Source organism: Flammeovirga sp. MY04 (assembly GCF_001682195.2).
Classification (GTDB): domain Bacteria; phylum Bacteroidota; class Bacteroidia; order Cytophagales; family Flammeovirgaceae; genus Flammeovirga; species Flammeovirga yaeyamensis.
In genome coordinates, this window is the sequence record NZ_CP003560.2 from 2,002,568 (window position 1) to 2,028,839 (window position 26,272).

Below are 26,272 nucleotides of genomic sequence, written 5' to 3' on the forward strand. Positions count from 1 at the left end.
ACCCTTGTGGAAATTTTTAATGATTATTTATATCTAATTCTGTTTAAATCATTTTGGGTGAATCATTTACCTACCAACAACAAATTTGATTGGATTCCCAACTGCATTGTCACCTTGAGTATGTCTTAATATATATATACCTGATGGTAAATCATCTACATCAATTTTATAGGTATTGCCGGTAAAGACACCCTCTGTTACTTTTCTACCTTCAGCATTCGTTAATATCCACTCGCAGTTTGATAAATTTTGAGGAGCTTTAATAGTAACAACATCAGAAGCAGGGTTTGGATATAAACTCCATTCTAGATCATTGTAATCTATTGATGTCACATCCTGCGGATCTGTAGAAACTAAATGACTAACTGGAACTCGAATAGCTTGGAATATTTCCATATTTACATTGTTCTGAACCAGTGCAATTATTTCTGCTTGAGATGTATCATATACCTGAGGATTGTCCCATTGCACAGTAAATGTTTCGCTACTACCATTGGTCCATGATCTTCCCAAGAAACTTGTTCCTTCTGCTCCTGGAGCTGGAGACATCGATTTCATTACATTTTTATGAGTATATAAACCTTCAGAAACTTCGATTCCATTAATTTCTCTCTCTACCGTTATCAGATGGACAATAATTTCAGTATCCTCTGAAGAAAAATCTTTATTTGCGGTTATGGTCACTTCAATTTCATCAGGATCTCCAACATCTGGTAATGAAAGTGAGATATCAAATTCTGGGTCCAATAGAATTCTTGACATAATCGGACGACTGTAATTTTTATTATTTATGAAATCGAATGTATAACCTAAGAATGCATTACCATCTACAATTGTCGTTGGAGCATCAGAAACTCCGTATTGGAAAGTACGTCCACTTGGTGGTTCTGGATTATCAATATTTAATGAGTCTGATCTTCCATCTTGGCGAACATGATAATTAATAGCGATAACGTCTGTACTAAATTCATTTACAAGAACACTATCTAATCGATACGTATTATTATTCACTGATGCTTCTCCTGCGTTTGTCATTGTTTCTATCACTACCGCTTTTCTTCTATTACCAACCCAGAAATTATCTATCAGAACACCTTCATCTTCTAAATCCGAATTTGATTTAAATGCAAATCTAAACCTTAAGTGTTCCTTGTCTACTCCCCTGAATTGATCTAAACTGTGTCGGATAGAAATGGTTTCTCTAAATATACCACCTTCTTCCTCTGTAGAACCTGTCCAACCCACTGGGTCAGGCTGAGCAATAGTAGAAGGTTGATTACCTGGATTTGATCTAATATTCGAACTATTGTACCAATTGATTGGGTCATTGGTATCTCCTAAAACCTGCCATGTTTGACCAGAATCTATAGAATATTGGAAAGCTACACCATCAATTCCTGTCTCACAATCCAATTGCATATCAAAAGTGACCATTGGACGGTCTAATCCTGAAATGTCGAATGACGGTGAATTTAGATAAGAATCTTCTAAAGGATGATAATTCGAGGTTAAGTCAGTTACCCAAGCATTAGAAGTAGAAATGAGATTTTCTCCTGCTGCTTGACCATATTCCCACGAACTCAAATCACCCATAGGAACCCACTGACCATCATCCAAGTCAAAGTTTTCAAAATACTCATCGTCAGTATCAACTAATGATATTCTTGGAACGACAAATACTTCTTTTGTAAAGATTTTAGAACAACCTTTTAATGTATTTACTGTTAAAACAACATTATAAGTACCCGGATTTTGATATTGATGAAGGGTTGACCCATTCACTGATAAATCACTTAAATCGGCCAAAATTGTTTGTGAATTACCATCACCAAAATCCCAATCCCAACTTGCAATTGTATCTCTATCTGCAGGCATTGATATATCATCAAAAATCATATTTGATTGATGTTCGGAAACTGACCAGTTAAAATCTGCAGTTGGAGGTGATCCAATAAATATTCTCTTAGTGACAGATACATCAGAACATCCTTGATCTGTAAATATGGTCAATGTAATGTTCTTTTCTCCTGCAGTTGCAAATTGATGTGTATATGTTTGTGCTAAAGCAGGATCTGTAATGGTATGAGAACCCTCATCACCAAAATTGTAGACCCAACGTGTGATCTGTGAAGCATCTCTAATAATCGTACTATCAGTTAACACAACTTCTCTAGTATCACACAATACTTGTGTTCCAAAATCTACATCAGGAACATCTACAATTGTAAATGCATAATCTGTTGAATCCAAACAGTTATTAGCATTGGTATAAATATATTTTACAACATGATTTCCTAAAGGAGAATCAGCCATATTTATTGAGAAATTTGAACCTGTTTGACTAATAATCGCTCCTGTTGGAGAGGTAAACGAACCTCCTGTTGGTGATCCTCCCACACCCACTAATCCTTCACTCTGACAATAAACACTATCCTCTACTAATGATCCGACCATTGTTAATTCTGGAAGTGGATGTATAGTTATTGTCACTGGTGTAGCCGGACCTTCACAACCTAAATGCGTATCTGTTACATAATATGTATAAGTTGTTTCCGTAGTTACTGTTGTACCAACTGTTGGAGTATATGCGAGGTTATTACTGATTACAGAAGTTAAACCCGCATCTGAGTACCAAGTAACATCATTATCGACAGAATTTGTAACCGCAAACTGAGTAAAGGTATCACCTGAACATATTTCAAAATCTCCATTCACAATAGGAGCATCAGGTGTTTTATTAATAATAACTGTTACTTGAGTAGTATCACTCTCACAACCATTGACCGTTTGAGTAACGTAATATACCTGTGAGTAATCAGTTGCAGAATTTGGATCTATAGGCGTGAAAGTTGTACTTGTGGAAATTACAGTTGACAATGTAGGTTCATTATACCATTTTACGTTACTTCCTGTAGTAACATTTACAGAACTGATGGTTTCACCTGAACAATATACAAAATAGTTAGTATCTACCGTTGGTTTTGCTGCATTTGGATAAACAGGGATATCTACCTTAGTTGGTAAGGAAACACATCCATCAACTACTTGAACAACCCAATAATTAAGAGTATCTAAGGTAGGATAACTAGGTGCACTAATCATTGGATCATATGTTTGACTTGTAGATACTGAAGATGTCAATGTTTCATCAGAGAACCATTCATAAGAGGCTCCTACTTCTCCAGTTGCTGTAATCGATGCGATTGTTTCTCCTTCACAATAAATAGGAATAGCACTCAATGAAGGCGAAGCTGGTAAAGCTCTAATAATAATATCCACTTGTGCAGTTACACTTTCACATCCACTTGCTGTAGATGTTGCATAGAAACTAACTATTGAATCATTTTGAACATTTGTATTGAAAGAAGGTGTATACCCTAATGTATAAGCTGGATTTAATGGTGGGTTTGTTTTAGCAGCATCATCGTACCAATTCACATTTTGGCCAGTGGCAACACTAATTGTAGGTAGTGCCCCTCCTGAACATATCTCAGCAACAGGGTTAAATGTTGGAGCATCAGGAGATTTAAATACACTAATATTTAAAGTTGTGCCAGGCCCTTCACATCCATTAGTAGTTTCAGTAACATAATAAACAAAAGTAGTATCTCTAGGTACATTAGTATTAATAACTGGAGTAAAATCATCTCCCAAACCAACAGGTGTTATCGTATTAGTAGAGGTATACCATTTAATATTCACTCCAGGATTTTGAACTGACATTTGTCCAACGGTTTCACCAGAACAATATGATGTTACATTAGAAGTTGAAAGTACAGGTGCTAATGGTTTAGGATTAATAGTAATATGTACTTGAAGTGTATCACTTGTACACCCATCTATACTAGTTTGTGTAACATAATAAGTAACAACTTGAGTACTACTTACAGTTGGTGCATCGTTTGGAGTTAGGATATTCGTTGTACTCTCAACTAAAGTTAAAGCATCATCAGAATACCATACAAAAGAAGCTCCTGTTTCTCCAGAAACTTGGATATTTCCTAAACCAGTATCATCAGAACAATATTCTGGAACTGTTGACACCAAAGCTGGTTTTACAGGTAGTGGTTTCACATAGATTGTGTCATTAAAACTATAAGTACAACCTAATGAATTATTGTATGTAAATGTTACTATATGTTGAGAATAATCTCCTGTACTAATCTCTCCTGCAGCAGTTGCTGCCGCTTCAGGATCAAAAGAGGCCGTACCATCTCCATTATCAGTTAATCCCCCGGTATTTATTGAATAACTTCCACCGGGTGCGTATTGAGCTAAACCCTCCATAGCTGTAAATGTAACTATTGGAGCAGAATAACAAACAGAGTCATCTGCATCTGTAGCTAAAAACACTTCATCAAATCCATAAACAGTCACCATAGAATCTGAATCATTTGTACAACCAGTTACTGGATCAGTATATTCAAAATTGATAATAAAATCTTCATCTTCATCATATAATTCTCCTCCTGCTAAAGTTGGATTAAATGTAGCCGTACCATCTCCATTATCTACTAAACCAGGATTACCACTAAAGGTACCTGATGATACATTCATTCCTCCTACTTTACCTTGAATAGTTATTGGTGTTTGATTAAAACAAAAATCTCCATTATCAGAAAGGTTAACATAATCATAACTTACTTGAGGCAAAGGATTAATGGTAATTGTGGTATCAGTAGTAACATCACAACCATTTGCATCAGAATAAGTGTATATAATATAATATGATCCATCTCCTAAAGACGACGGACTGATTGTAATAGGGTTTGGCCTTAAAGATCCGCCATTTACTCTAAATGAACCATCTGTAGCATTTTGAACATTATCCAATATTACATCAATCTGAAAATCAGCATCAGTTAAACAGTAACTTGTTGATGCAATATTGATTCGTGCTGTGTGACTTTCTGTGACTGTAACTGATTGATCAAAACTATAATTTACTAAGGAAGCAGTATAACTACCAGTTACTACAACATCGGCACTTTGCCCAGGATTTAAACCTAATGCTGCACAAGCCACATCAGGATCAAAAGTAGTTCCACCAACAACACCAGTACCTGAGTAGGAAATATCTGATTGAGCTGGACTACCTGTAAGTGATGCAGGGTTAATAGCTTGAATAGTAACTGTAGGATCATCTCTACAATATTGTGGATCTAAATTAAATGTACTAGAACCATCGTAAACCGTAAAGGATACTGTTTCCACCTTTTCACAAGAACCATAAACAATATGATAATTGATATTATGATTACCTTGTCCAGCAATACTTGGGATAAATCTATTTGAAGAGTTACCATTTCCGTTACTTACAACACCTGGACCAGAACAGTAAAAGGTTGCACTTCCAAGACCTGTCATTGTTAAATTCACAGGAGTAGACTGTAAATCAGAATAGTTGGTAGTACTAGGTAATGTAACATAAGATGATGGTTCCACTGGAACAGTTACAGAAGCTACATTTGATTCTACAATACAATTTCCTGAAGTTGTGATTCTCTTAAAATCATAATTCCCAGAACTAGCTATATTACTAATAAAATAACTTTGAGAGGTTGCTCCCATTATATTTGAGTAGCCTCCATTATTCACTTGTTGTTGCCATTGGTAAGAATAAGAACCTGTACCTCCCGAAGGGGCACCACCAATAAGAACAACAGCATCATTAATACAAACTGTTCCTCCAGAAACATTGGTTATGTTTATTCCTGTTACAGAAGGTGATAATTCTATAGCTATCTGATTTGAAGTATTACTACATTGACCACTATTTACCACTCTTCGATACAATGTTGTACCACTTAAGGTAATGTTAGAAGACTCTGTATAGTTAATTGTAGAACCACCAATAGTTGACCATGTCCCGCCATTATCCGTGCTTTTTTCCCATTGATAAGAATAAGTACTATTACCTCCACTTGGAGTTGACCCTGAAAAAGTTAGTGTACCTCCAGTAATTGATCCACAATATTGTGTTTGTGCAGGTCCAGTAAGTACATTATTAGAAATATCAGTATTTATAGTTATGGTTACATCTGTAGATGAATTAACAGTCACTCCCCCACTACTTACAACTCTTCTATAAATGTAAGTACCAGCTGCTAGAGTAGCATTTTCTGTATAATCTTCACCTGTATAATTTAAAGAAGCAAAAGATCCTCCATTGAAGTTTCTTTGCCAATCGAATGTGTAAGTACTTCCATCTCCCCCAGTAGGTGTATCACCATTGATAGAAAAGGTATTACTTCCTGTACAAAATTCTGTTGTTGCAGGATTATTTATTGTATTAACGATTGGTGGAAAAATCTTTACAAAACTAGCATCTGTTGTCGCAGCTACTAAAGTTCCACTGTTTCCAGCAGCATCAAGTACACTAATATTAAATACTACATCTGCATAAGTCGACATTCCATTCACCGATAATGTTTTAGTTGCAGTATAATCTAAACCAACATTTGTTGGAGTAATAGCAGATCCATCTAACGTAACAATATTGGTAGTGATCAAATCTTCGTTTGAAGTAAAATCAAGAGTGACAATATCATTGTTCTCCCCAACTGTTGGGTCAGTGTTATCAGAAGCAATAGTTACTGAAGTTAAAGTTGGAGCGGTAATATCAATTTCTAAATTATACGTTGCACTTGCTCCTTGATTACCATATTCGTCTTCTAAATAAAATGTCAATACATGATTACCTTCTGAAAGAGTAGATAATGCTACTGTTTGTGTTGCACCTGTAACATCTACCCTTGCCACTTGACCGTCTATATCACTTTCAACAATAATGTCAGGATTATTGGTCGTTGAAATACTTATGAAATCTATACTTGGTGTTTGATTATTGGTCTTATGATCCCCGGTTACTCCAGAATCAGTTCCGCTATTTAATACACCCACAATGCCAGAAATAGAATTATCTACAAGAAGTTCCAAATCTATAGTAGGACTTGAATTTGCCGACTCGTTACCAGCTACATCTGTTGCAGTTGCTGAATAATTATAAGTAGACCCTGAGGCTATTACTGAAGAGGTCACCTGATCTGATCCCGTAGATGTTATTGAACCCTTAGCCGTTGACCCTTCATATAAAGTAATTGTTGTTCCGAAATCAGAAGTAACATCAAATGTAGGTGTGGTATCTGTAGTTTTAAGATCTGAATTACTATCTCCGGTATCTGATGATGGTGATAATGATAATGATGGCACATTTGGAGCTACATTATCAAATTCTAAATCAACATAGGCATCAGTAGTTCTATTACCATAAATATCCTCTACATAATAAGTTAAGCGATGAACACCCTGAGTGCTCAAAGCTGGAGAAATAGTTACGTCTTCATTTCCAGAATTAACTGGATCCACAAAGTGGTTCACGTTTAGAGCATCTAAATTACTTGTAACAGTAATATATTTTGAATCATCAGTATTTAACCCTGTAAAATTTAAGATAGGCGAACTGAAATTTGTAATCCAATCACCAGTACTTCCCGAATTAGTAGAAGCATCTAAAGTTGGTGCTGTTATACCTGAAAGTGTCACATTTTTGATCACAACAACTTCAGGAGTGATTGATTCTAATGATGTATTACCAGCTAAATCAGTTGCTCTAGCTGTAAAAGTATAGGTACCATTTATAGAATATGCAGACCCAACAGTAACATCGGTTGTGCCAACACTTGTTGCTGTTCCATTTGTAGCACTATTTTCTCTAATTTCAATTGATGAACCTACTTCAGCAAAAACAGAAAAAGTAGGAGTTGTGTCGTTTGTATTTTTATCGCTATCTGATCTACCAGTATCCGAACTACTCTTTAATGTAATAGTTGGAGCATCAGGAGCTATTGTATCTATTGTAATTTCTAATGAAGTTGATGCTCCACTTTCATTACCAGCATCATCTATCACTTTAGCTACAAGAGTGTGAACTCCATTTGATAAACCACTTAAATTTACTGTTTCTGTTGTTCCTGAAATAACTGTCGACCCCACCTGACCATCAATATTACTTTCTACAATCACGTTATAGACATCAGTTGTTGGAAGGTTGTTCACGGTCACTTCAGGAGAAGTGTTACTAGTTATTTGGTCAGAAGAAGAAGTACCAGTATCATTAGTAGGATTGGCTAACCAAGCAATGGCAGTTGAGCCAATACTAGGGTCTGTTTTATCAATAGTAATAGTAACCGGTGTAGAGGTAAAAGAAATATCACCATCTGAATCAATAGAATAAGCATAAATTGTATGTGTCCCATCTCCCAAAGAGGATGTTACAATTAAATCAGTACCAGTAGAAATTGCGGTACCAATAGTAGTTAAATTATTTTTGATGTAAACCGTCTCTCCTGTTGTTGCTGTCACAGAAAATAGTAAAGGATCTACATTTGTTATTAAATCGGAATTAGAATGACCTAAATCTACGGTTGGAGATAAAGTAGGTATTGTAACAGGAGTAGAATTTGAAGCTGCGTCATCAATGGTTACTGTTGTGGCTGCATCTTCATTAGCAGGAGCCTCTTTATAATTGATATCATAAGTTGCTCCATCCAAATAGGCATCCCCTAAAATTACATAAACATAAAAATCTCCAGATCCATCTGGATTTACAACTATATCTACAGATGAAGTAATATCAGATCCATTTCTTTCCACAGTAAAAGTACCTGCACTTGTGTCTAAACCGGTTCCTTGTAAATGATAAGGTATAACAGCACTATTTGTGGTTGCAGAAGCTCCTGATTTAATATCAAAAGAGGAAACTGTCTGAGCATTGATTAATGCACTTGAAATTAGAAAAAAGCAAGTAATAAATAGTTTGACTATCGTTTGGGAGTAGATGTTATTCATAAAAATTAGTAGCAACTAAGAAAAATTAAGTTTAGTTTGGTGAAATCGTAAATTATATTCCTCCAAACTTATTAAACTTTATTAACTTTTAATAATTTACGTAAGAATAGGCAATATGTTTGTTTATTTAGTGACTTTTTTGGTAAATAAGTCAATTTCGACGTAGGTTCTTTACTAAAATATTACATTTCTTTTTCTTCTGAAATGATGGATAAGTTTCCGCTTTTATCTGTTTTTATCAAACAAAATTTTGATAGACTACCAAAATTTGCGGTCCCAATAACTAAAATACTTCCGTCACTCTGAACAAAAATCTTACTGCCAAAATCTTCCCCTTCAAATCCAAAACTCTTAGACCAAAGTTTATCTCCTTCATGAGATACTTTCCAAATAACAATATTATAATTATTATTTTCATAAGCAGCACCTGTTATAAAACATCCATCCGGAGTAATGACCATATCACCTGCCCTATTTATATCTGCGTGACCAAAGTCTCGAACAAAAAGTGGGTCTCCATTTTCATTTAATTCTGAAAAAATCAAATTAGTATTTTGTTCTGACACTTTTTGTTCGCCTAATACATATCTAACATTTGTATAATTAACGATTTTAGAACCATACTCATTTAGGCTAGAGGATGATTTTTTATCCCATACAATGTCCAATAAACTGTTTACCCTAACAGTTCTAACATCTGAAATGAATTCTGTACCTGTATCCGGGTTCTCTTTTTCGACAGTAACTGAACCAAACAAATAGTAGTTTTGGTTTGGTCCTTCTACAACGGAATTACCAAAGTCATCTGAATTATTCCCGAATCCTCTTATTCTTTCTAAAGTTTTATTAAGCGATTGATCGTATTTAATATAAATCATATCCCAATCAGAATCGTTAATATTTGAATCAGGGTTTTCGAAATTCCTCACTTCACCTATAATAATAAAACCATTATCAGAAGTTGATTGTATATCATTAAAATTAACTTTGTTGACCACTTCAACAGTAGGAATTATTTCTACATAATTACTCGCACTTGGTGCATTCAGATCAACATTGATTAATATTCCTTTCTCAATACCATCCTCAGTTCTATTAATTAAAACGACAACCTCTCCATTGTTCAATTTTGTAATCCCAACTGCTTTATCAGTTATTTCTTTACCATCTTCATTACCAAGTTTAAGGACTTCTGACCATATCTCATTACCATCTAAATCTGTGTATATTAAGACAGCAGAAGGGTTTAAATCTGAATTGCCAGAATTATCAGTATTTCCCAGTAAGTAAATTCCTTCATTATCAACAAAAAAATCTACACCTTCTTCCATTCCGTCTGTTCCAAAGAATTTAATGAAGGTATCACCTTTTTCATAGGCAGTTTCTGTTTCACAGGCGGTCAAACAAAAAAACAATATTAAATAGAAATATCTTTTCATATTAATCAATGCTTCTATACTTTCTATATATCTTAGGTCTGTAAAAATCGATGGAAATTCCAACTGTCAGCGTAAGTATATCCATCCTTACATCATTATCTACATAACCATAATTAAATATCAATTCGTTATTATCATATCGATTATTTGGATTATTGAAATTCTGCAAGGCATAATAATAAGAAGCCATTACAGTCCAATGGGAGTACCTAGTTTTTAAATAAAAACCAGCCTGTAACATGGCTCCATACATCAAATTTTTTCTTTGTTTAGTAATATCAATTGGAGTTGCTTCAATATCTACAACATCAGGGCTTTCATAAACCATTTCTCCTTCAATAGAAGCATTAAGTAATAATTTTGCAGAACCACCTACACCTATAAAGGGTCTCAATTTTTTATTTGGTAGCAATACAAAGCGGATTGCTAAAGGCATATCAATAAAACTCTGAGTTTCTTTTAGAAGAGATTCTGATATATCTAATGGGTTTTCTTCCGTTTGAAAGGCGACACTTTCATAACTTGGGGAGATGTTAATTTGAACATTATTACTTAAAAAATAATTATAGGACACACCTACTTTAAAACTTAAATTAGGTTTGTATTCTACTTCCGAATGGTTTTCTTCTGGGCCTACTCCGTAAGTTTGAGATACATTAGCAGAATTATAAGTCGCCCCTCCAAAAACACCGAAAGACATAATTGGACGTGTTCTAAATTTACCCCATAGGTTTCTTAGTTCTGCAGGGTCAGAGGAAGTTGGTTTGTATTCAGAATTTTCTTTTAGCAACGCAAGCATTGCTATTTCTGCTTCTTCTATATTATCAGAATAAAGGTAAGAAAGTATTACAAGTCTTCTTGCATTTAATTGCTTAGATGAAGACTCAAAACCTTGATCAATACAATCCTGTAATGTCATTGGTACTTGCAATAATTTACCTTCCGTATAAAAAGTATTAGCTTTATTATAAGCTTCTTCACATTCTTGAGCTTGTAAATTTTGAAGCATTAAAAATGCGATAACAAGCAAAAAATAGTATTTCATCAATATTCGAAATCGCATAAATAATTGATATTTGATGGTTTTATCAAAAAATGTTTATTGGTTTAGAGCTTCGCCACTACAGACATTTCTGTTTTCAATTCCTTCACCTACATATCTAACCCATTCTTTATCCGTCATTTCTTTTCTTTGCATTAAGCCACAAACATTATCAGACATTGTAGGAATATCTAATTCATATCTTCTTAAGTCGTGTCCTGAGGTTCCCACATAAAGTAAGTCCCCATGGTGTGCAAATGTGGCTTCGGACGCCCAAGCACCAAGATCATTTAGGATTATTGGAGATTCATTGGTTCTACCTTTCTCCACATTCCAAATTCTGGCAGATCCATCCAAACTTGTACTTACTAAACGGTGCTTCTCTTCATCAAATTTTAAACTTGTTACTTTAGTATCATGACCTTGTAAGTTATCTATTTCAGTACCAGTTAGTCGATCCCATAAAATTAACTTACCATCTTCAAAACCTAATGCAACCGTTTTTCCATCAGAAGAAAATGCCAATGCCGTTCCGGCTATATTTTTTCCACCATAAACTGCAAGTTCATCACAAGCATTGTCTAAACAATATTTTGATACTTCTCCAGAAGTTTTTGTAGCCCAAAGGCTACCATCTAAATTCGAAATATGTAAAGAAGTAATTTTTGAGTTTGATGTCTTGAATTCAGATACCGCAAATGATTCATTATCTACAGAATAGATTTTCTTATTCTGTCCTGTTACATACAATCGATCTCCGAACTGATCAAATGAACCTGCCCATAATTGACCTTTGGATACTTTTATTTTCTTTATTGACTTAAATTCAGGATAGCTAAAAATTCTCACGCTTCCACTTTCAGTGTAAATAGCGGCTCTTCCTTTATCTCTTGATATGATTAATCCTCTCACAACACCATTATCATCGGAAAGAATTTCGGATTCTAAACTTCCATCTTTCCATGATCTTATTGCTCCATCAGAGCCAGCAGAGAATAGTGTTTTCTCGTCTTGATCATAATATAAAGTTCTTACATAGTCCTCATGACCTTTCATAAGGTTAAAGTTCTCCCCTTTAAAGCTTTTAATTGATTGATATAAACCTTGGAATACATCCGGGTGAGGATTTAATCCTTTATACTGTTCATTAAATGCATAAGCTTGGGATGCCAATAATGCTTTTTGTGCTGGATCTTTTATTTGAAGTGATTTTACTGCTAGGGCTTGAGCAATAGAAAGGAAACGTAAAGTATCGGCTGATGCTTTTGCAGCATCTGCGTTCAATCTTTGTATCTCAGCTTCTCTCGTTCTCACCTTTGCTAATTGAGCACTCGCCAAAGCTTCCTCTTTCGCTTTTTCAGCATTTAATCTTTGATTCTCTGCTTCTGTTTGTGCTAAGAGTGCTAGTCTTGTTTGCTCTAGAGCCAAATTCTTTTGATATTCAGCAGAATCTTTTGCCGCTTGAGCAATTAAAGTTTGTCGTTGTGCTTCATCTGCTGCTTCCTCCGCTTTTCTTTGTTCAGTTTCGGCCCTTTTTAAAGCCTCTTCTGCCGCTTTAGCATTTTTGTTTGCTTGTTCACCAAATTCTTGAGCTTCTTCACGGGCAATATCCGCCGCACGTGCTTTCATTTGTGCAAAAATCACAAGCATAATTGCTCCAATAGTTGCTGCTGCAAGAATTAAGGCAATAATCTTTGTTCTTTTGACAATACGTTTCTGAAGGCGTTCTTTTACTCTTTGTTCCTCCTCATATTCTTCCTGAGAGTTCTTTAAAAAAGTAATGGCCCTTTCATATGACGGTTCATATTGAACTGCCCAAGCTAAATTTGGTTTAAATCTTTCCCTCCACTGAATAGCAATATACAAATCAGGTGGCCTCCACAAACTTGCTTTTCCTTGTTGATATAAATCAGCAGCTTCCGATAAACGTTTGTATATTTTTACAGCTTCAAATTCTTCATCTACCCAATCTCTACAACGTATCCATACACGCATCAAAGATTCATGAGAAATATCAACAACAGATTCTGTAGTTAATTCTACTGATTGATCAGGAGTTAGTAAAGTACGACCGTTTGTTCTAAAACAATCAACAATATTTTCGATCACATCAACATCAGAACCTGCAATTTGAGCAAGTATCTTCACTTTTGTTGGGCGACGAATACCTCTACCATCTTCTCCTTTCTCTGTCAAGGCTTTGAATATTTTCTCACAGACGATTTTTTCTTCTTCAGATAAATCTCTGAAAGCCTCATCGGCGTGTTGGGATAACGCCTCGGCCATACCACCTATGGCCTCGTAGTGATGAATATCTAATTCATCAGAAATATTTGAGTGACCCGTCCAATACTCCCATGTCCTCATTAGGGCATGTTGCATAATTGGCAATTGGTCTTGTGTATCTCCTAAATCATTAAGTAGTCTTTGTAAAAGTCTAGAACTAATTTTTGCTCCTCCTACAGCAGCAGGCCCCATAATGGCTTCTTGCTTCTGCACACGAGTCATTTGAGGAATTAAGTAATGACTTTCATTGATAAGGTAAGTTAATTCTGGGAATCTTGCACAGTCACCAATATAGTCAGAACGCATAGTCATTACTACATAGATTGGGACTTTAGCTTGCTTAGTAGCTTCAACTAATAATTTGACAAAAGCCGAAGCCATTCCCATTGATAAATCTTCTGACTCTAATCTTGAAAATCTAAATAACTCTTCAAATTGATCAATTAATATCAGAAAATTCTCCCCTTCCTCTTCTTGTAACTTTTCTACAAGAGTCACCAAACCTTTTGATGATGATAACAACATTGTTACCGCAACATTCAGCAATAACTCTTTATCCTCATCTGATTTTTTGTGATAAGATTTAGTAGACTCTAATACTGCTTTCGCTAAATTTTGAATTGGGTCTGTTCCTGGCCTAGAGGTAGACACGTTCCATTGTGACCCTTGCTTTTCCATAAAGCCTCCTTGAAGAGCTGGAATAAGACCACAATAAATAAGTGATGATTTACCTGAACCGGATGCACCTAAAGCAGCTACGAATCTATTTTTCTCTAGTCGCCATAAGACTTCTTCCGTTTGTCCATCTCTACCAAAAAACAAAAAAGTTTCGTCCGTACGGAACGGTCTCAATCCTGGGAATGGATTGAACTGCCCGGCAACGATTAACTTTTGCGTTTCAGTATTTGAAGATGAAAAAGAATTCATTTAAAAACAGCTAGAGAAATATTTTAATTAAAATACAAAAAATCTTTTTAAAGAGTTGACAAAAAACTGATTAAATCATCAGAAATCATTACATCATCATCTGCGAAAACCCCTACTGACTGATATAAGGGATTATGCTCTAATAGATCTGTTATTTCTGTAACCATTGAAAAGCTAGAACAAACTATAGCTTTCACTTTTAATGGCTCTTTTCTGCCTAAACCTGAAGCTCTTAAATTATCTTGAAGCTTTGCTTTTATCCACTCGATAGGTGCATTATCAACATAAACAATTGTACTGTTGCACAATTGCAAATGTCTCTGATGTTGCCTTCTCATCAGTTTTGCCCCTTGTCCAGTGTCCAATTTCAATACGCCAAACCCCATCGTGTTTAACTTTGAGGCTAGGCCATTGGCTTTGGTTTTATCAACGATATCGTTCATAATATAAACTTTACGCTTATACATATCATCAACGTCGTCGTATGAATTTTCTTGCCTTAAATCTCTTAATTCGCTATGAATAATTGATTTAAATTTTTCGAGATCTGTTCTAAACGTAAGAGAAAGTTCATGTTCATCTATATTTTTCAATAGTTTTTCAACATAAAACTTACGTTTATCCGACTCAAATCGAATCGCTGGAGGCACCCAAATTAACTTTTTAAATGTCTCTTGATGGTCACAAACATACTCTTCCGTAACTTTTTCCTCCCATTCCTGAACAGAAAAAACTTCGTTATCAGAAGCAGTTCCATCTCTTCCTCCAGCAAGATGAATTGCTACTGTTGATTTACTTAAATCTTGATATTGCTGAGTAGATATATCGTTCGTATTTTGACCATAATCAACAGTAGGATATACTTGATATCCATATGCTTTTAAGTCTCTTTTAAGGAGTAAACGTTCCATTCTCAAATCATCTGAAGTTTCTCCTAAAAAAACACTCCTTTGATAATCTACTTTATCTATTTGATATTCATATATATCTAACGCTAAATCTGAAATCAGTAACCAAAAATAAATTCTATAACCTTCTTGAATAGGAAGTTCTAGAGTTACTTTTTTATTAATTCTTGTTTCAAATTTTGAAAGATAATACGATTGCAACCCTTTTAGTGCATCAGGTTGTTGGTTATTTGGTATATCATGCAATAAGAGTTTATAGTTCTTCTTTGATGAATCTAGGATAACATCATTCAGATATGCTTCATTATCCACTAAAAAATAGACAACAATATCAGCCTCCACTAAAACTGTTTGTGTGTATCCTACTCTAGTCTCTACAGAAACACCTTTCATTTCTTTAAAGGATACTTGTAACGCATCTGAAAGTAAGTACCCTAACTCTTGGTGTTGTTCACTAAGATCATTTTGAGTAGTTACACATTCGATTTGTATAAGCATAGAGAAAAATTCAAATTAGTTCTTCAGTAGTTGTTTGTTTACATATTCTACAAAAGATATTCCATAACAGTTATTAACAGCACGGTAAATACGTAAAAAAATAGGTCTAACGCAACGTTAAACCTATTTTATATTAAAAATCTATAATAATATTAGAATTATACTAATTCAGCATTTGAGATTCCATCCAATAACTCCATATCTTCATCAGATAATTCAATATTGAATAAAGCAGAATTTCTAAGTAAATGATCTCTCTCTTCAGCTTGTGGTAAAGTCACCACTCCACTTTGTAAAATCCATCTTAATGCAATTTGACAAGGAGCTACATTGTATTTTTCGGCTATCTTCACTACTTCTGGTAGTTCTAATACCTTTCCATGCTTTAATGCACCTATAGAAATGAGTTGTATACCATTATTTTCACAGTATTTCATCATTTCTGGATCCAATACCATTGGATTAAATTCTATTTGATTAGCGACAGGGAATACATCAGCATGATCAATTAATTGCTCTAATTGTGTAATAGTGAAATTACAAACACCAATTGCTCTCACTCTTCTTTCAACATAAAGCTGTTCTAATGCTCTCCAAGTTTCTTCTGTCGATTCATCAAGAGGATGTTCGATCATTAATAAATCGATGTAGGTCAATCCTGCTTTTCTTAATGTCTCGTTAAATACGTTGATGGTGTTATCAAAACCATGGAATTCATCTCCCACTTTTAATGAAACAAATAATTGGTCTCTGTCGATTGCCGATTCGTTAATCGCTTTTCCGAATCCGATCATATTATTGTATCGAGTGGCACAGTCAAAATATCTATAACCAATTTGTAGGGCTCTCTTTGTCGCATTGTAAATTGGCATGCCTTCTGAAATTTGGGAGATGTTCATTCCTAAGAAAGGCATTTTTACGGTATTTCTGAGTGTGAAAGTACCGTTCATATCAAAGATATTGAACTTACGTCTTTTAATGCTAATCATAATACTGCTGTCTAATGGTTGTCTATTGTTAATTAATCGTTGCGAATGTGTGTGTTTGTGTTATTACATTAGCAATATCATTCTTTAATTCTTTACAAACATTGACAAATATCAGCAGTTAGCATGGTTTAATATCAGTCAAAACAACACTTAATCGTGATAAATATTATTTACAGTTATTTTGAAAGGTGTTTTCAACACTTATATCATGATAATGGTAATTAATATCACCTTTTTAATATTGATACTTATTTTTCCACATATTTTGAAGTCTCTTCAGCATTTCTTGCTCTCTAGGGTTTTGTTTTGGCTGATAAATGATCTTCCCTTCTAAACTTTCCGGCATATATTCCTGTGGTTGGAATCCTTGAGGATCGTTGTGGGGATATATATATGCATCTCCATATCCTAATTCCTTCATTAAAGATGTAGCAGCATTTCTCAAATGTAATGGTACAGGTAAATCCCCTGTAGTCTTTACAATTTTCTGTGCGTCTTTTACTGCTGCATAAGCTGCATTACTCTTTGGAGAACAAGCCAAATAAGTGGTCGTTTGTGATAATATGATTCTTCCTTCGGGCATACCCACAAAATGTACGGCTTGCATACAGTTATTTGCCATAATTAAAGCAGTAGGGTTTGCATTACCTATATCTTCTGATGCGGAAATAATCAAACGTCTTGCTATAAATTTAGGATCTTCACCTCCTTCAATCATTCTTGCTAGCCAATATACTGCGGCGTTGGGGTCGGATCCTCGAATTGATTTAATAAAAGCTGAAATGATATCATAATGAGCATCTCCTTTTTTATCGTAATGAACGGCCTTTTCCTGTGCTATTAGCGCCACTAAATCATCATTCACTTCGTATTCCCCTTCCTCATTTTCTTTAGCTGCTTCAACAGACAACTCCAAAAGGTTCATCAGACGTCTTGCATCACCTCCAGAGTATCTTAGTAATGCTCTATGCTCTTTTATGTTGATGTTCTTCTTTTTTAACACCACATCATCCTTTATAGCACGATTCACTAACTGAAGTAAATCATCTTTCCTTAAGTTTTCTAGCACATATACCTGAGATCTTGATATTAAAGCGGAATTGACTTCAAAAGAAGGATTCTCAGTGGTTGCCCCTACTAAAGTGATAATGCCTTTTTCTACTGCGTTCAATAAGGCATCTTGTTGAGACTTTGAAAAACGATGGATTTCATCAATAAATAAAATTGTACCATAGGCAAAACTTGCTTCTTTTATCACCTCTCTCACTTCTTTCACGCCAGCACTGACCGCACTGAGTGTTTTAAAAGGTCTTTTAGTCGATTCTGCCAATAGTCTAGCTAATGTTGTTTTACCCACACCTGGAGGGCCCCATAAAATCATAGATGGAATCGTCTTGCTCTCGACCATTCTTGTAAATACACCATCAGGGCCTAGCAAGTGTTTCTGACCTGCCACTTCCTGAATCGATCTAGGACGCATACGTTCTGCTAATGGGGTAGCTACTATCATGACTATTTCATTTTATTATTTGATGTTGCAATTTAAATCAAAAAATGATTCTTTTTATAGCAATTGTTTAATTTTTTAGAACTAAAGGTTTTGATTAATACTTATTGAGAATTAAGTATAAAAAAAGGCCAAGCGATACATCACTTGACCTTTTATTAATATGCTCTAAAAACTATGACTTAGAAGAATAGTTTGGAGCCTCTCTTGTAATTGTCACATCGTGTGGGTGAGATTCTTTCACACCTGCACCAGTAATTTTTACAAATTTAGCTTCATGCAATTGCTCAATAGTACCTGCACCACAGTATCCCATACCTGCTTTAAGGCCACCTACTAATTGATACAATACTTCTTCTACTTTTCCTTTGTAAGGTACACGACCTGCGATACCTTCTGGAACTAGTTTTTTAATGTCGTCTTCTGCATCTTGGAAGTAACGGTCTTTAGAACCTTGGTTCATGGCTTCTACTGAACCCATCCCACGGTACGCTTTAAACTTACGACCTTCGAAGATGATCATATCTCCTGGAGACTCATCTGTACCCGCTAATAATGAACCAATCATTACAACGTTAGCACCACCTGCGATAGCTTTCACTAAATCACCTGAGAATCTAACACCACCATCAGCAATAAAAGGAACACCCATATCTTTCAATACAGACGCTGCTTCGAATACAGCTGATAACTGAGGCACACCTACACCTGCAATAACACGTGTAGTACAGATAGAACCAGGACCAACACCTACTTTGATACCATCAGCACCTGCTTCAGCCAATGCTTTCGCTGCTTCTGCTGTTGCGATGTTACCTACGATTACATCTAAGTCTGGGAATTCTTTCTTCACTTTTTTCAGACAGTCGATTACTCCTTTAGAGTGACCGTGTGCAGTATCGATACCGATAACATCTACACCTGCAGCTTTTAATTCAGAAACTCTTTCCATGATGTCTCCAGTAACACCTACTGCAGCACCAACTCTTAAACGACCGTATTTATCTTTACAAGCGTTAGGTCTATTCTTGTTTTTAAGGATATCCTTGTAAGTGATTAGTCCAACTAATTTGTTTGACTTACTTACGATAGGAAGTTTTTCGATTTTGTGCTCTTGAAGGATTTCTTGAGCCTCTTCCAAAGTTACGCCATCAGCAGCAGTGATCAACTCTCCTCTAGTCATCACATCTTTCACTGCAATCGATAAATCTTTTTGGAATCTTAAATCTCTATTTGTTAGAATACCGATAAGGATGCCCTCATCATCTACCACTGGAATACCGCCAATCTTGTATTCCCTCATTAATTCGTTAGCCTCGAATAATGTTTTATTTGCTGTTAACGTCACAGGATCTAAAATCATCCCTGACTGAGAACGCTTGACTTTTCGTACTTGGGAAGCTTGTTGCTGGATGGTCATGTTCTTGTGGATAAAACCTAATCCACCTTCCAATGCCATAGCGATTGCCAGGTCGGCCTCTGTTACTGTATCCATCGCTGCTGAAACTAAAGGAATGTTCAGAGAGATGTTTTTTGTCAACATTGTTTTTGTTGTAGTGTCTCGAGGAAGAATTTCTGAGAAACCTGGTCTTAAAAGCACATCATCATATGTGAGTGCTTCATACAAAACTTTACTTGGATCGATAGCCATTTGAAGCAAATAATTTAACTGTTATTATTTGCGATGCAAAATTATAACTTTAATCGGTTTATCAATTATATTTCTAATAATTTTTTCTGAATAAAGTATAAAACGTAAAAAATTGATTTTCAGGCAACAAAAAAAGGACATACTTGTAACTTCAAGTATGTCCTTGTCTTTTTTGTGGGACGTACTGGATTCGAACCAGTGACCCCCTGCTTGTAAGGCAGGTGCTCTAAACCAACTGAGCTAACATCCCAATTTACACCTAATGTGTAGATTGGTGGGACGTATTGGATTCGAACCAATGACCCCCTGCTTGTAAGGCAGGTGCTCTAAACCAACTGAGCTAACATCCCAATAAATAATTCTGATCGTGGGGCGTACTGGATTCGAACCAGTGACCCCCTGCTTGTAAGGCAGGTGCTCTAAACCAACTGAGCTAACACCCCAAATACACCTTCTGTGTAAGTGGTGGGACGTATTGGATTCGAACCAATGACCCCCTGCTTGTAAGGCAGGTGCTCTAAACCAACTGAGCTAACATCCCATTAAATCTGTTTTTATTGACACCGTTTGTGTCATTGCGAGTGCAAAGGTAAGAGGAGATCTTTTAGTTACAAACATTCTAGTGTAAAAAAAAGTAAATGATATAACTAAAGACTGAATTTCAAGCGTATAAAAAAATAAAATTTTTCAACTTTATTTCTTTATACGCATTGAATATATTATTTCTCTAACCTTTTAATGGCTTTAGCAGCGATCGTATCACCAATAGCTAATGATGATGTAGCTGCTGGAGAAGGTGCATTTAGCACATTAATCATACGATCTTCTTCAACAAATAAGAAATCGTCGATTAATCCTCCATTTTTATCACATGCTTGTGCACGTACGCCAGAACCACCTACTTTTAAGTCAGATTGCTTTAAATCAGGCAGTAAACGTTGTAATGCTTTTGTAAAGGCTGCTTTTGAGTATGATCTATAGACTTCACCTAAACCTGTAGGCCAATATTTTGATGCTACTTTTAAGAATCCTTTCCAAGTCAAAGACTCCGTTAGTTCAGAAATGTTAACATCAGTTTTCTTATAGCCTTCACGTTTATAAGCTAGCACTGCATTTGGTCCCGCTTCTACTCCTCCATTAATCATTCTAGTAAAGTGAACTCCTAGGAATGGAAAGGCAGGATTTGGTACAGGATAGATTAAGTTTTTCACCAAATAATGTTTATTCGGCTTAATTTCGTAGTATTCCCCTCTAAAAGGAATGATACGCACATCCAATTTTTTTAATGCCAATTGAGCAATTCTATCACTATATAAACCTGCACAGTTGACTACTAATTTCGATCTGAATGTTTCTCTACCTGTAATTACTTCAACACCAATACTTCCCAAGCGAATTTCTTCAACTTTACTATGGAAACGAATTTCTCCTCCTAATCGATCTTGAAATACCTCTAAATATTTTTTTGTTACCTCAGTATAATCAATAATACCTGTTTGAGGCACATGTAAACCTGCAATACCATTACAGTAAGGCTCATATTCTTTAATCTGAGCCGCTGTAAGACGCTTTAGGTTTTTCAAACCGTTTTCTACACCTCTTTCATAAAGTGTATTTAAGTTATCCAATTCCTTTTGATCAGTGGCTACTACAATTTTTCCACATAAATCGTAGTTTACACCTTCCTCATCACAGAATTTGATTAATTGATTGTAACCATCAATACAGTTTAATGCTTTATGGGATCCCGGCTTATAATATAGTCCAGAATGAATCACCCCACTATTATGTCCTGTTTGATGTTGTGCTACGTCACCCTCTTTTTCAAGTACAAGTACTTTAAAATCTGGCTTCTGTTGTTTAATCTTCATTGCGGTAGCCATGCCGACAATACCAGCACCCACAATGATTACATCATAGACCATCTTTGTTGTTATTTTAGTTTGTTATTTAAATCAACAATGAGCTATCAAAAAATTTCTGATAGCTCATTGATTCAATTATTTATAGCTTATACCGCTGTTTCTTTTTTGAAAAGCTCCACGAAATCAGTTACTGACATAGTACCGATATCACCTTCACCTTTCTTTCTTACTGAAACTGCAGTACCGTCCATTTCTTTTTCACCAACAATTAACATATATGGTGTTTTCTGAACTTCTGCATCACGGATTTTTCTACCAATTTTCTCAGCACGTGCATCTACATTACCTGTAAATCCTGCTTCTTCTAAAGTTGACAATACATCGTATGCATAATCATTGTATTTATCAGAAACTGGAAGTAAAGTAAATTGCTCTGGTGCTAACCATAATGGGAAATTACCACCTGTGTGCTCAATTAGAATAGCAATGAAACGTTCCATTGACCCAAATGGCGCACGGTGAATCATTACCGGACGTTTCATTGAGTTATCAGAATCTTTGTATTCTAATTCGAAACGTTGTGGTAATTGATAATCCACTTGGATAGTACCTAACTGCCAAGATCTACCTAAAGCATCACGCACCATAAAGTCTAGTTTTGGACCATAGAATGCAGCTTCGCCATATTCTACCACTGTCTTTAAACCTTTCTCAGCTGCTACCTCTTCGATATCTTTTTCTGCTCTATCCCAATCCGATTCATTACCGATATATTTCGCTCTATCTTCTTTATCACGTAATGAAATTTGTGCTAAGTAATCATCAAAACCTAATGATTTAAATACATAAAGTACCAAGTCGATTACTTTACCAAATTCTTCTTTTACTTGATCAGGACGACAGAATAAGTGAGCATCATCTTGAGTAAAACCACGTACCCTAGTCAATCCGTGTAACTCACCTGATTGCTCATATCTATATACAGTACCAAATTCTGCTAATCTTACAGGAAGATCTCTATACGAACGAGGTCTTGATCTGTAGATTTCACAGTGATGAGGACAGTTCATTGGTTTCAATAAATACTCTTCACCTTCGTGTGGAGTATGAATTGGTTGGAATGAATCCTCACCATATTTAGCGTAGTGACCTGAAGTAACATATAGATCTTTTGATCCGATATGTGGAGTAACTACCTGTTGGTATCCCGCTTTTTGCTGTGCTTTTCTAAGGAAGTTTTCTAAACGCTCTCTTAAAGTAGTACCTTTTGGTAACCAAAGAGGAAGACCTTGACCTACTCTTTGAGAGAAAGTAAATAAATCTAACTCTTGACCTACTTTTCTATGATCTCTTTTCTTTGCTTCCTCTAATCTCTCTAAGTACTCTGTTAATTCCTTTGCTTTAGGGAATGTAATACCGTAGATACGAGTCAACATTTTATTTTTCTCATCACCTCTCCAGTAAGCACCTGCAACAGACATCAATTTAATTGCTTTGATAAAACCTGTATGAGGAATATGTGGTCCACGACATAAATCGGTAAACTCTCCTTGCTTGTAAAAAGTGATCTGTCCATCCTCTAAACCTTCTAAAAGGTCTAATTTGTATGGATCTTCTTTTTCTTCGAAATATTGAACAGCATCAGATTTAGAAATATCCTCGCGCACGTAGATATTCTTTTTCTTTGCTAGTTCTTTCATTTTCTTCTCTACATTGACTAGTTCCTCAGATGAGAATTCATGATCACCGAAATCTACATCATAGTAGAAACCATTCTCGATAGAAGGTCCAATACCCAATTTTACACCAGGGTATAAAGCTTCTAAAGCTTCTGCCATTAAGTGAGCTGATGAATGCCAAAAAGTTTGCTTGCCATCCGTATCATTCCACGTTAATAATTTTACATTTGAGTCTGCGGTCAATGGTCTGGTAGCATCCCAAACTTCTCCATTTACTTCTGCTGCTAGTACATTTCTAGCCAATCCTTCACTGATGCTCTTTGCTACATCCAATGAAGACGCTCCGCTTTCGAACTCTCTTACCGAATTATCCGGTAATGTAATTTTAATCATTGTGGTATATAAATTTTAATTTTTAAATCCCCCCATTTGTGCCCCTACAACTGACCACAAAATTTGCTGTGAGAATTTCGATGTGCAAGCTAACATATTTACCGCTTTTTTCCTTACAAATAAATAGAATAAGTGTTATAACTTAAATATTAATACTTTAACTACATATCTATAAAAAAGATTTATGGATTACTTTTCTAAAGTAAACTTATCCAACTATTCATTTTAGGAATGAAAATCATTGATGAGTTTATTTACTAAATTTTTCATAACAAAACACAAATGATAAAGCATCTAAAAATCACCTCCGATTTATTGATTTTTTTATATGATATTATAAAATTTTTAGGATTCCCCCTTTTCTTTCCTATTTTCGCAATTCTATATTATTCACATACTTTCAATTATTTATTTAAAAAATGCAACAATTAAACGAGATATTAAGTCTAATCGACAGTTATATCGGTGGTTCTAATTGGTTTGTTGCACTACTATTGCTAACAGGCTTATTTTTCACAATTTACTTAAAGTTTCCTCAGATACGTTTCTTTAAACATGCACTTGATGTTGTTCGAGGCAAGTTTGACGAGAGTGATGATGAAGGTGACACTTCACACTTCCAAGCCTTAGCAACAGCTCTTTCAGGTACTGTTGGTACGGGTAACATTGCTGGTGTCGCATTAGCTATTCACCTTGGTGGACCCGCAGCCTTATTTTGGATGATCGTGACTGCCTTTTTTGGTATGACGACAAAATTTGTAGAAGTATCATTATCTCATAAATACAGAGAAAAAACAGCAGACGGAACCATGGCAGGTGGACCAATGTATTTCATGAAAAACAAATTGAACATGAAATGGTTGGCAGTAATTTTTGCCATAGCTACTGTATTATCTTCTTTTGGCACGGGTAACCTTCCTCAAGTAAACAGTATTGCCTCTTCTATTCATGCCACATTTGGTATAGAAACATATATAACGGGAGCAATCCTTTCTGTATTATTAGCTTTTGTAATTCTAGGAGGTATTAGTAGAATTGCAGCGGTAACTGAAAAACTAGTGCCTTTAATGGCTGTTGTTTACTTTATCGGCTGTATTGCAGTAATTTTTTATAACATTGAAAACATTCCTGATTCTATCAGTAGAATCATGTCTGATATATTTAGTGGCACTTCAGCTACAGGTGGTTTCCTTGGAGCGTCATTAGCTTACGCATTTAATAGAGGTGTCAACAGAGGTCTTTTCTCTAACGAGGCCGGACAAGGTTCTGCACCAATTGCCCATGCTTCTGCAAAAACAAAAGAACCTGTTTCTGAAGGTATGGTAGCCATCTTAGAGCCATTTATTGATACTATTCTGATCTGTTCTTTAACAGGTCTTGCCCTTCTTTCATCGAATGTCTGGAGAGAAAAGTTAGACAACAAATTCCAACAAACAGACTTGGTTGTTTTGAGTCAACAATATGATGACAACAAAAGTAATCCAAATAATGACCGTTTGCTTCTTGCAAAGCATGTGAGTGGAGAAGAAAAACTACCTTTATTTAATGGTTCATTGGAAGTGGTGAATGGTAAGATCATGAACTCTGTTTCTCTTATCCATGCACGATCTCTTGCTGAAAATGTAATGATCAGCTATGATGGAGAGAAGTTCTCTGGTAAGCTAGAAGTAGTTGATGGTAAAATCAATTGGCTAGATAAATTGGTCATTAATGGCAAATCATTAATTCACAGTTCACCACTTACAAGTGAAGCCTTTAAGAGAAGTTACTTCGGAGAAAAAGGTAAATTCATTGTATCTATTGGTCTTTTGTTATTTGCCTTTTCTACAGCCATTTCATGGTCGTATTATGGTGATAGAGCCATGACGTTCTTATTAGGACCGAAATCTGTAATATATTACAGAGGTGTATATGTAGTGGCTTTCTTTGTTGGTTCTTTTGCTGATACTACAATTATCTGGACACTTTCCGGAATTACCATAGCATTAATGACTATCCCTAACCTTATCGGTATTTTGATATTAAGTAAGGACATGAAGAGTAGTCTATCAGAATATAAAGACCATATGAAATCGAAATTCGGAGCTGACATTTAATAGTGGCTTTTCAGATAAAAAAACGCCCAACATTTCATTTGAAATGTTGGGCGTTTTACTTTATGTAGTAACATAAAGACGTAAACTGTTAAGTTCACGATTTCAACCAGCTATGAAGACAAAGGATTAAGACAAAGCCTTA

The 26,272-nt window shown here is 35.4% G+C and carries 11 protein-coding genes and 4 tRNA genes; 1 reads left to right on the forward strand and 14 read right to left on the reverse strand.

The genetic code is table 11. From position 1 onward, the window contains the following. Positions 1 to 66: 66 nt before the first annotated feature. The 14 genes from MY04_RS08075 to thrS all read right to left on the reverse strand — a co-directional run bounded on the left by MY04_RS08075 (position 67) and on the right by thrS (position 24,034). Entirely contained in the window at positions 67 to 8,850 is an 8,784-nt protein-coding gene (locus tag MY04_RS08075) for an Ig-like domain-containing protein (protein ID WP_066208459.1), read from the reverse strand. 182 nt (positions 8,851 to 9,032) lie between these two features. Further along, complete coding sequence (locus MY04_RS08080; RefSeq protein WP_066208461.1) at positions 9,033 to 10,289, reverse strand: hypothetical protein; 1,257 nt, start codon at positions 10,287 to 10,289, stop codon at positions 9,033 to 9,035. 1 nt (position 10,290) lies between these two features. Further along, positions 10,291 to 11,334, reverse strand: coding sequence for a porin family protein (locus MY04_RS08085; RefSeq protein WP_066208463.1), 1,044 nt, complete (start codon positions 11,332 to 11,334; stop codon positions 10,291 to 10,293). Between the two features lie 54 nt (positions 11,335 to 11,388). Next, positions 11,389 to 14,544: an nSTAND1 domain-containing NTPase gene (locus MY04_RS08090; RefSeq protein ID WP_066208465.1), complete on the reverse strand. Its 3,156-nt coding sequence runs from the start codon at positions 14,542 to 14,544 to the stop codon at positions 11,389 to 11,391. A 47-nt stretch (positions 14,545 to 14,591) separates the two neighbouring features. After that, the gene (locus MY04_RS08095; RefSeq protein ID WP_066208467.1) at positions 14,592 to 15,950 is read right to left on the reverse strand and encodes a hypothetical protein; all 1,359 of its coding nucleotides are present in this window, start codon (positions 15,948 to 15,950) and stop codon (positions 14,592 to 14,594) included. Between the two features lie 158 nt (positions 15,951 to 16,108). Continuing rightward, on the reverse strand, positions 16,109 to 16,939 hold the full coding sequence (locus MY04_RS08100) for an aldo/keto reductase family protein (protein WP_084005806.1): 831 nt from the start codon (positions 16,937 to 16,939) through the stop codon (positions 16,109 to 16,111). A gap of 235 nt (positions 16,940 to 17,174) precedes the next feature. Next, positions 17,175 to 18,449: a replication-associated recombination protein A gene (locus tag MY04_RS08105; RefSeq protein WP_066208471.1), complete on the reverse strand. Its 1,275-nt coding sequence runs from the start codon at positions 18,447 to 18,449 to the stop codon at positions 17,175 to 17,177. Positions 18,450 to 18,621: 172 nt separating this feature from the next. Beyond that, entirely contained in the window at positions 18,622 to 20,097 is a 1,476-nt protein-coding gene (gene guaB / locus MY04_RS08110) for an IMP dehydrogenase (RefSeq protein WP_066208473.1), read from the reverse strand. 175 nt (positions 20,098 to 20,272) lie between these two features. Then, positions 20,273 to 20,347, reverse strand: a tRNA-Val gene (locus tag MY04_RS08115). A gap of 22 nt (positions 20,348 to 20,369) precedes the next feature. Continuing rightward, positions 20,370 to 20,447: transfer RNA gene (locus tag MY04_RS08120), tRNA-Val, on the reverse strand. A gap of 18 nt (positions 20,448 to 20,465) precedes the next feature. Further along, positions 20,466 to 20,540 (reverse strand) — tRNA-Val (locus tag MY04_RS08125). Between the two features lie 20 nt (positions 20,541 to 20,560). After that, positions 20,561 to 20,638, reverse strand: a tRNA-Val gene (locus tag MY04_RS08130). A 178-nt stretch (positions 20,639 to 20,816) separates the two neighbouring features. Then, positions 20,817 to 22,022, reverse strand: coding sequence for an L-2-hydroxyglutarate oxidase (gene lhgO, locus MY04_RS08135; RefSeq protein WP_066208475.1), 1,206 nt, complete (start codon positions 22,020 to 22,022; stop codon positions 20,817 to 20,819). 86 nt (positions 22,023 to 22,108) lie between these two features. Beyond that, positions 22,109 to 24,034 (reverse strand): threonine--tRNA ligase, encoded by a 1,926-nt coding sequence (thrS, locus tag MY04_RS08140; RefSeq protein WP_066208478.1) that lies wholly within the window; start codon positions 24,032 to 24,034, stop codon positions 22,109 to 22,111. Positions 24,035 to 24,453: 419 nt separating this feature from the next. On the opposite strand from thrS, the gene MY04_RS08145 reads away from it, so the two are divergent. Next, positions 24,454 to 26,130 carry an alanine/glycine:cation symporter family protein gene (locus MY04_RS08145; RefSeq protein ID WP_066208480.1) on the forward strand — a complete coding sequence of 559 codons (1,677 nt, stop codon included), beginning with the start codon at positions 24,454 to 24,456 and terminating at the stop codon, positions 26,128 to 26,130. Positions 26,131 to 26,272 lie beyond the last annotated feature (142 nt).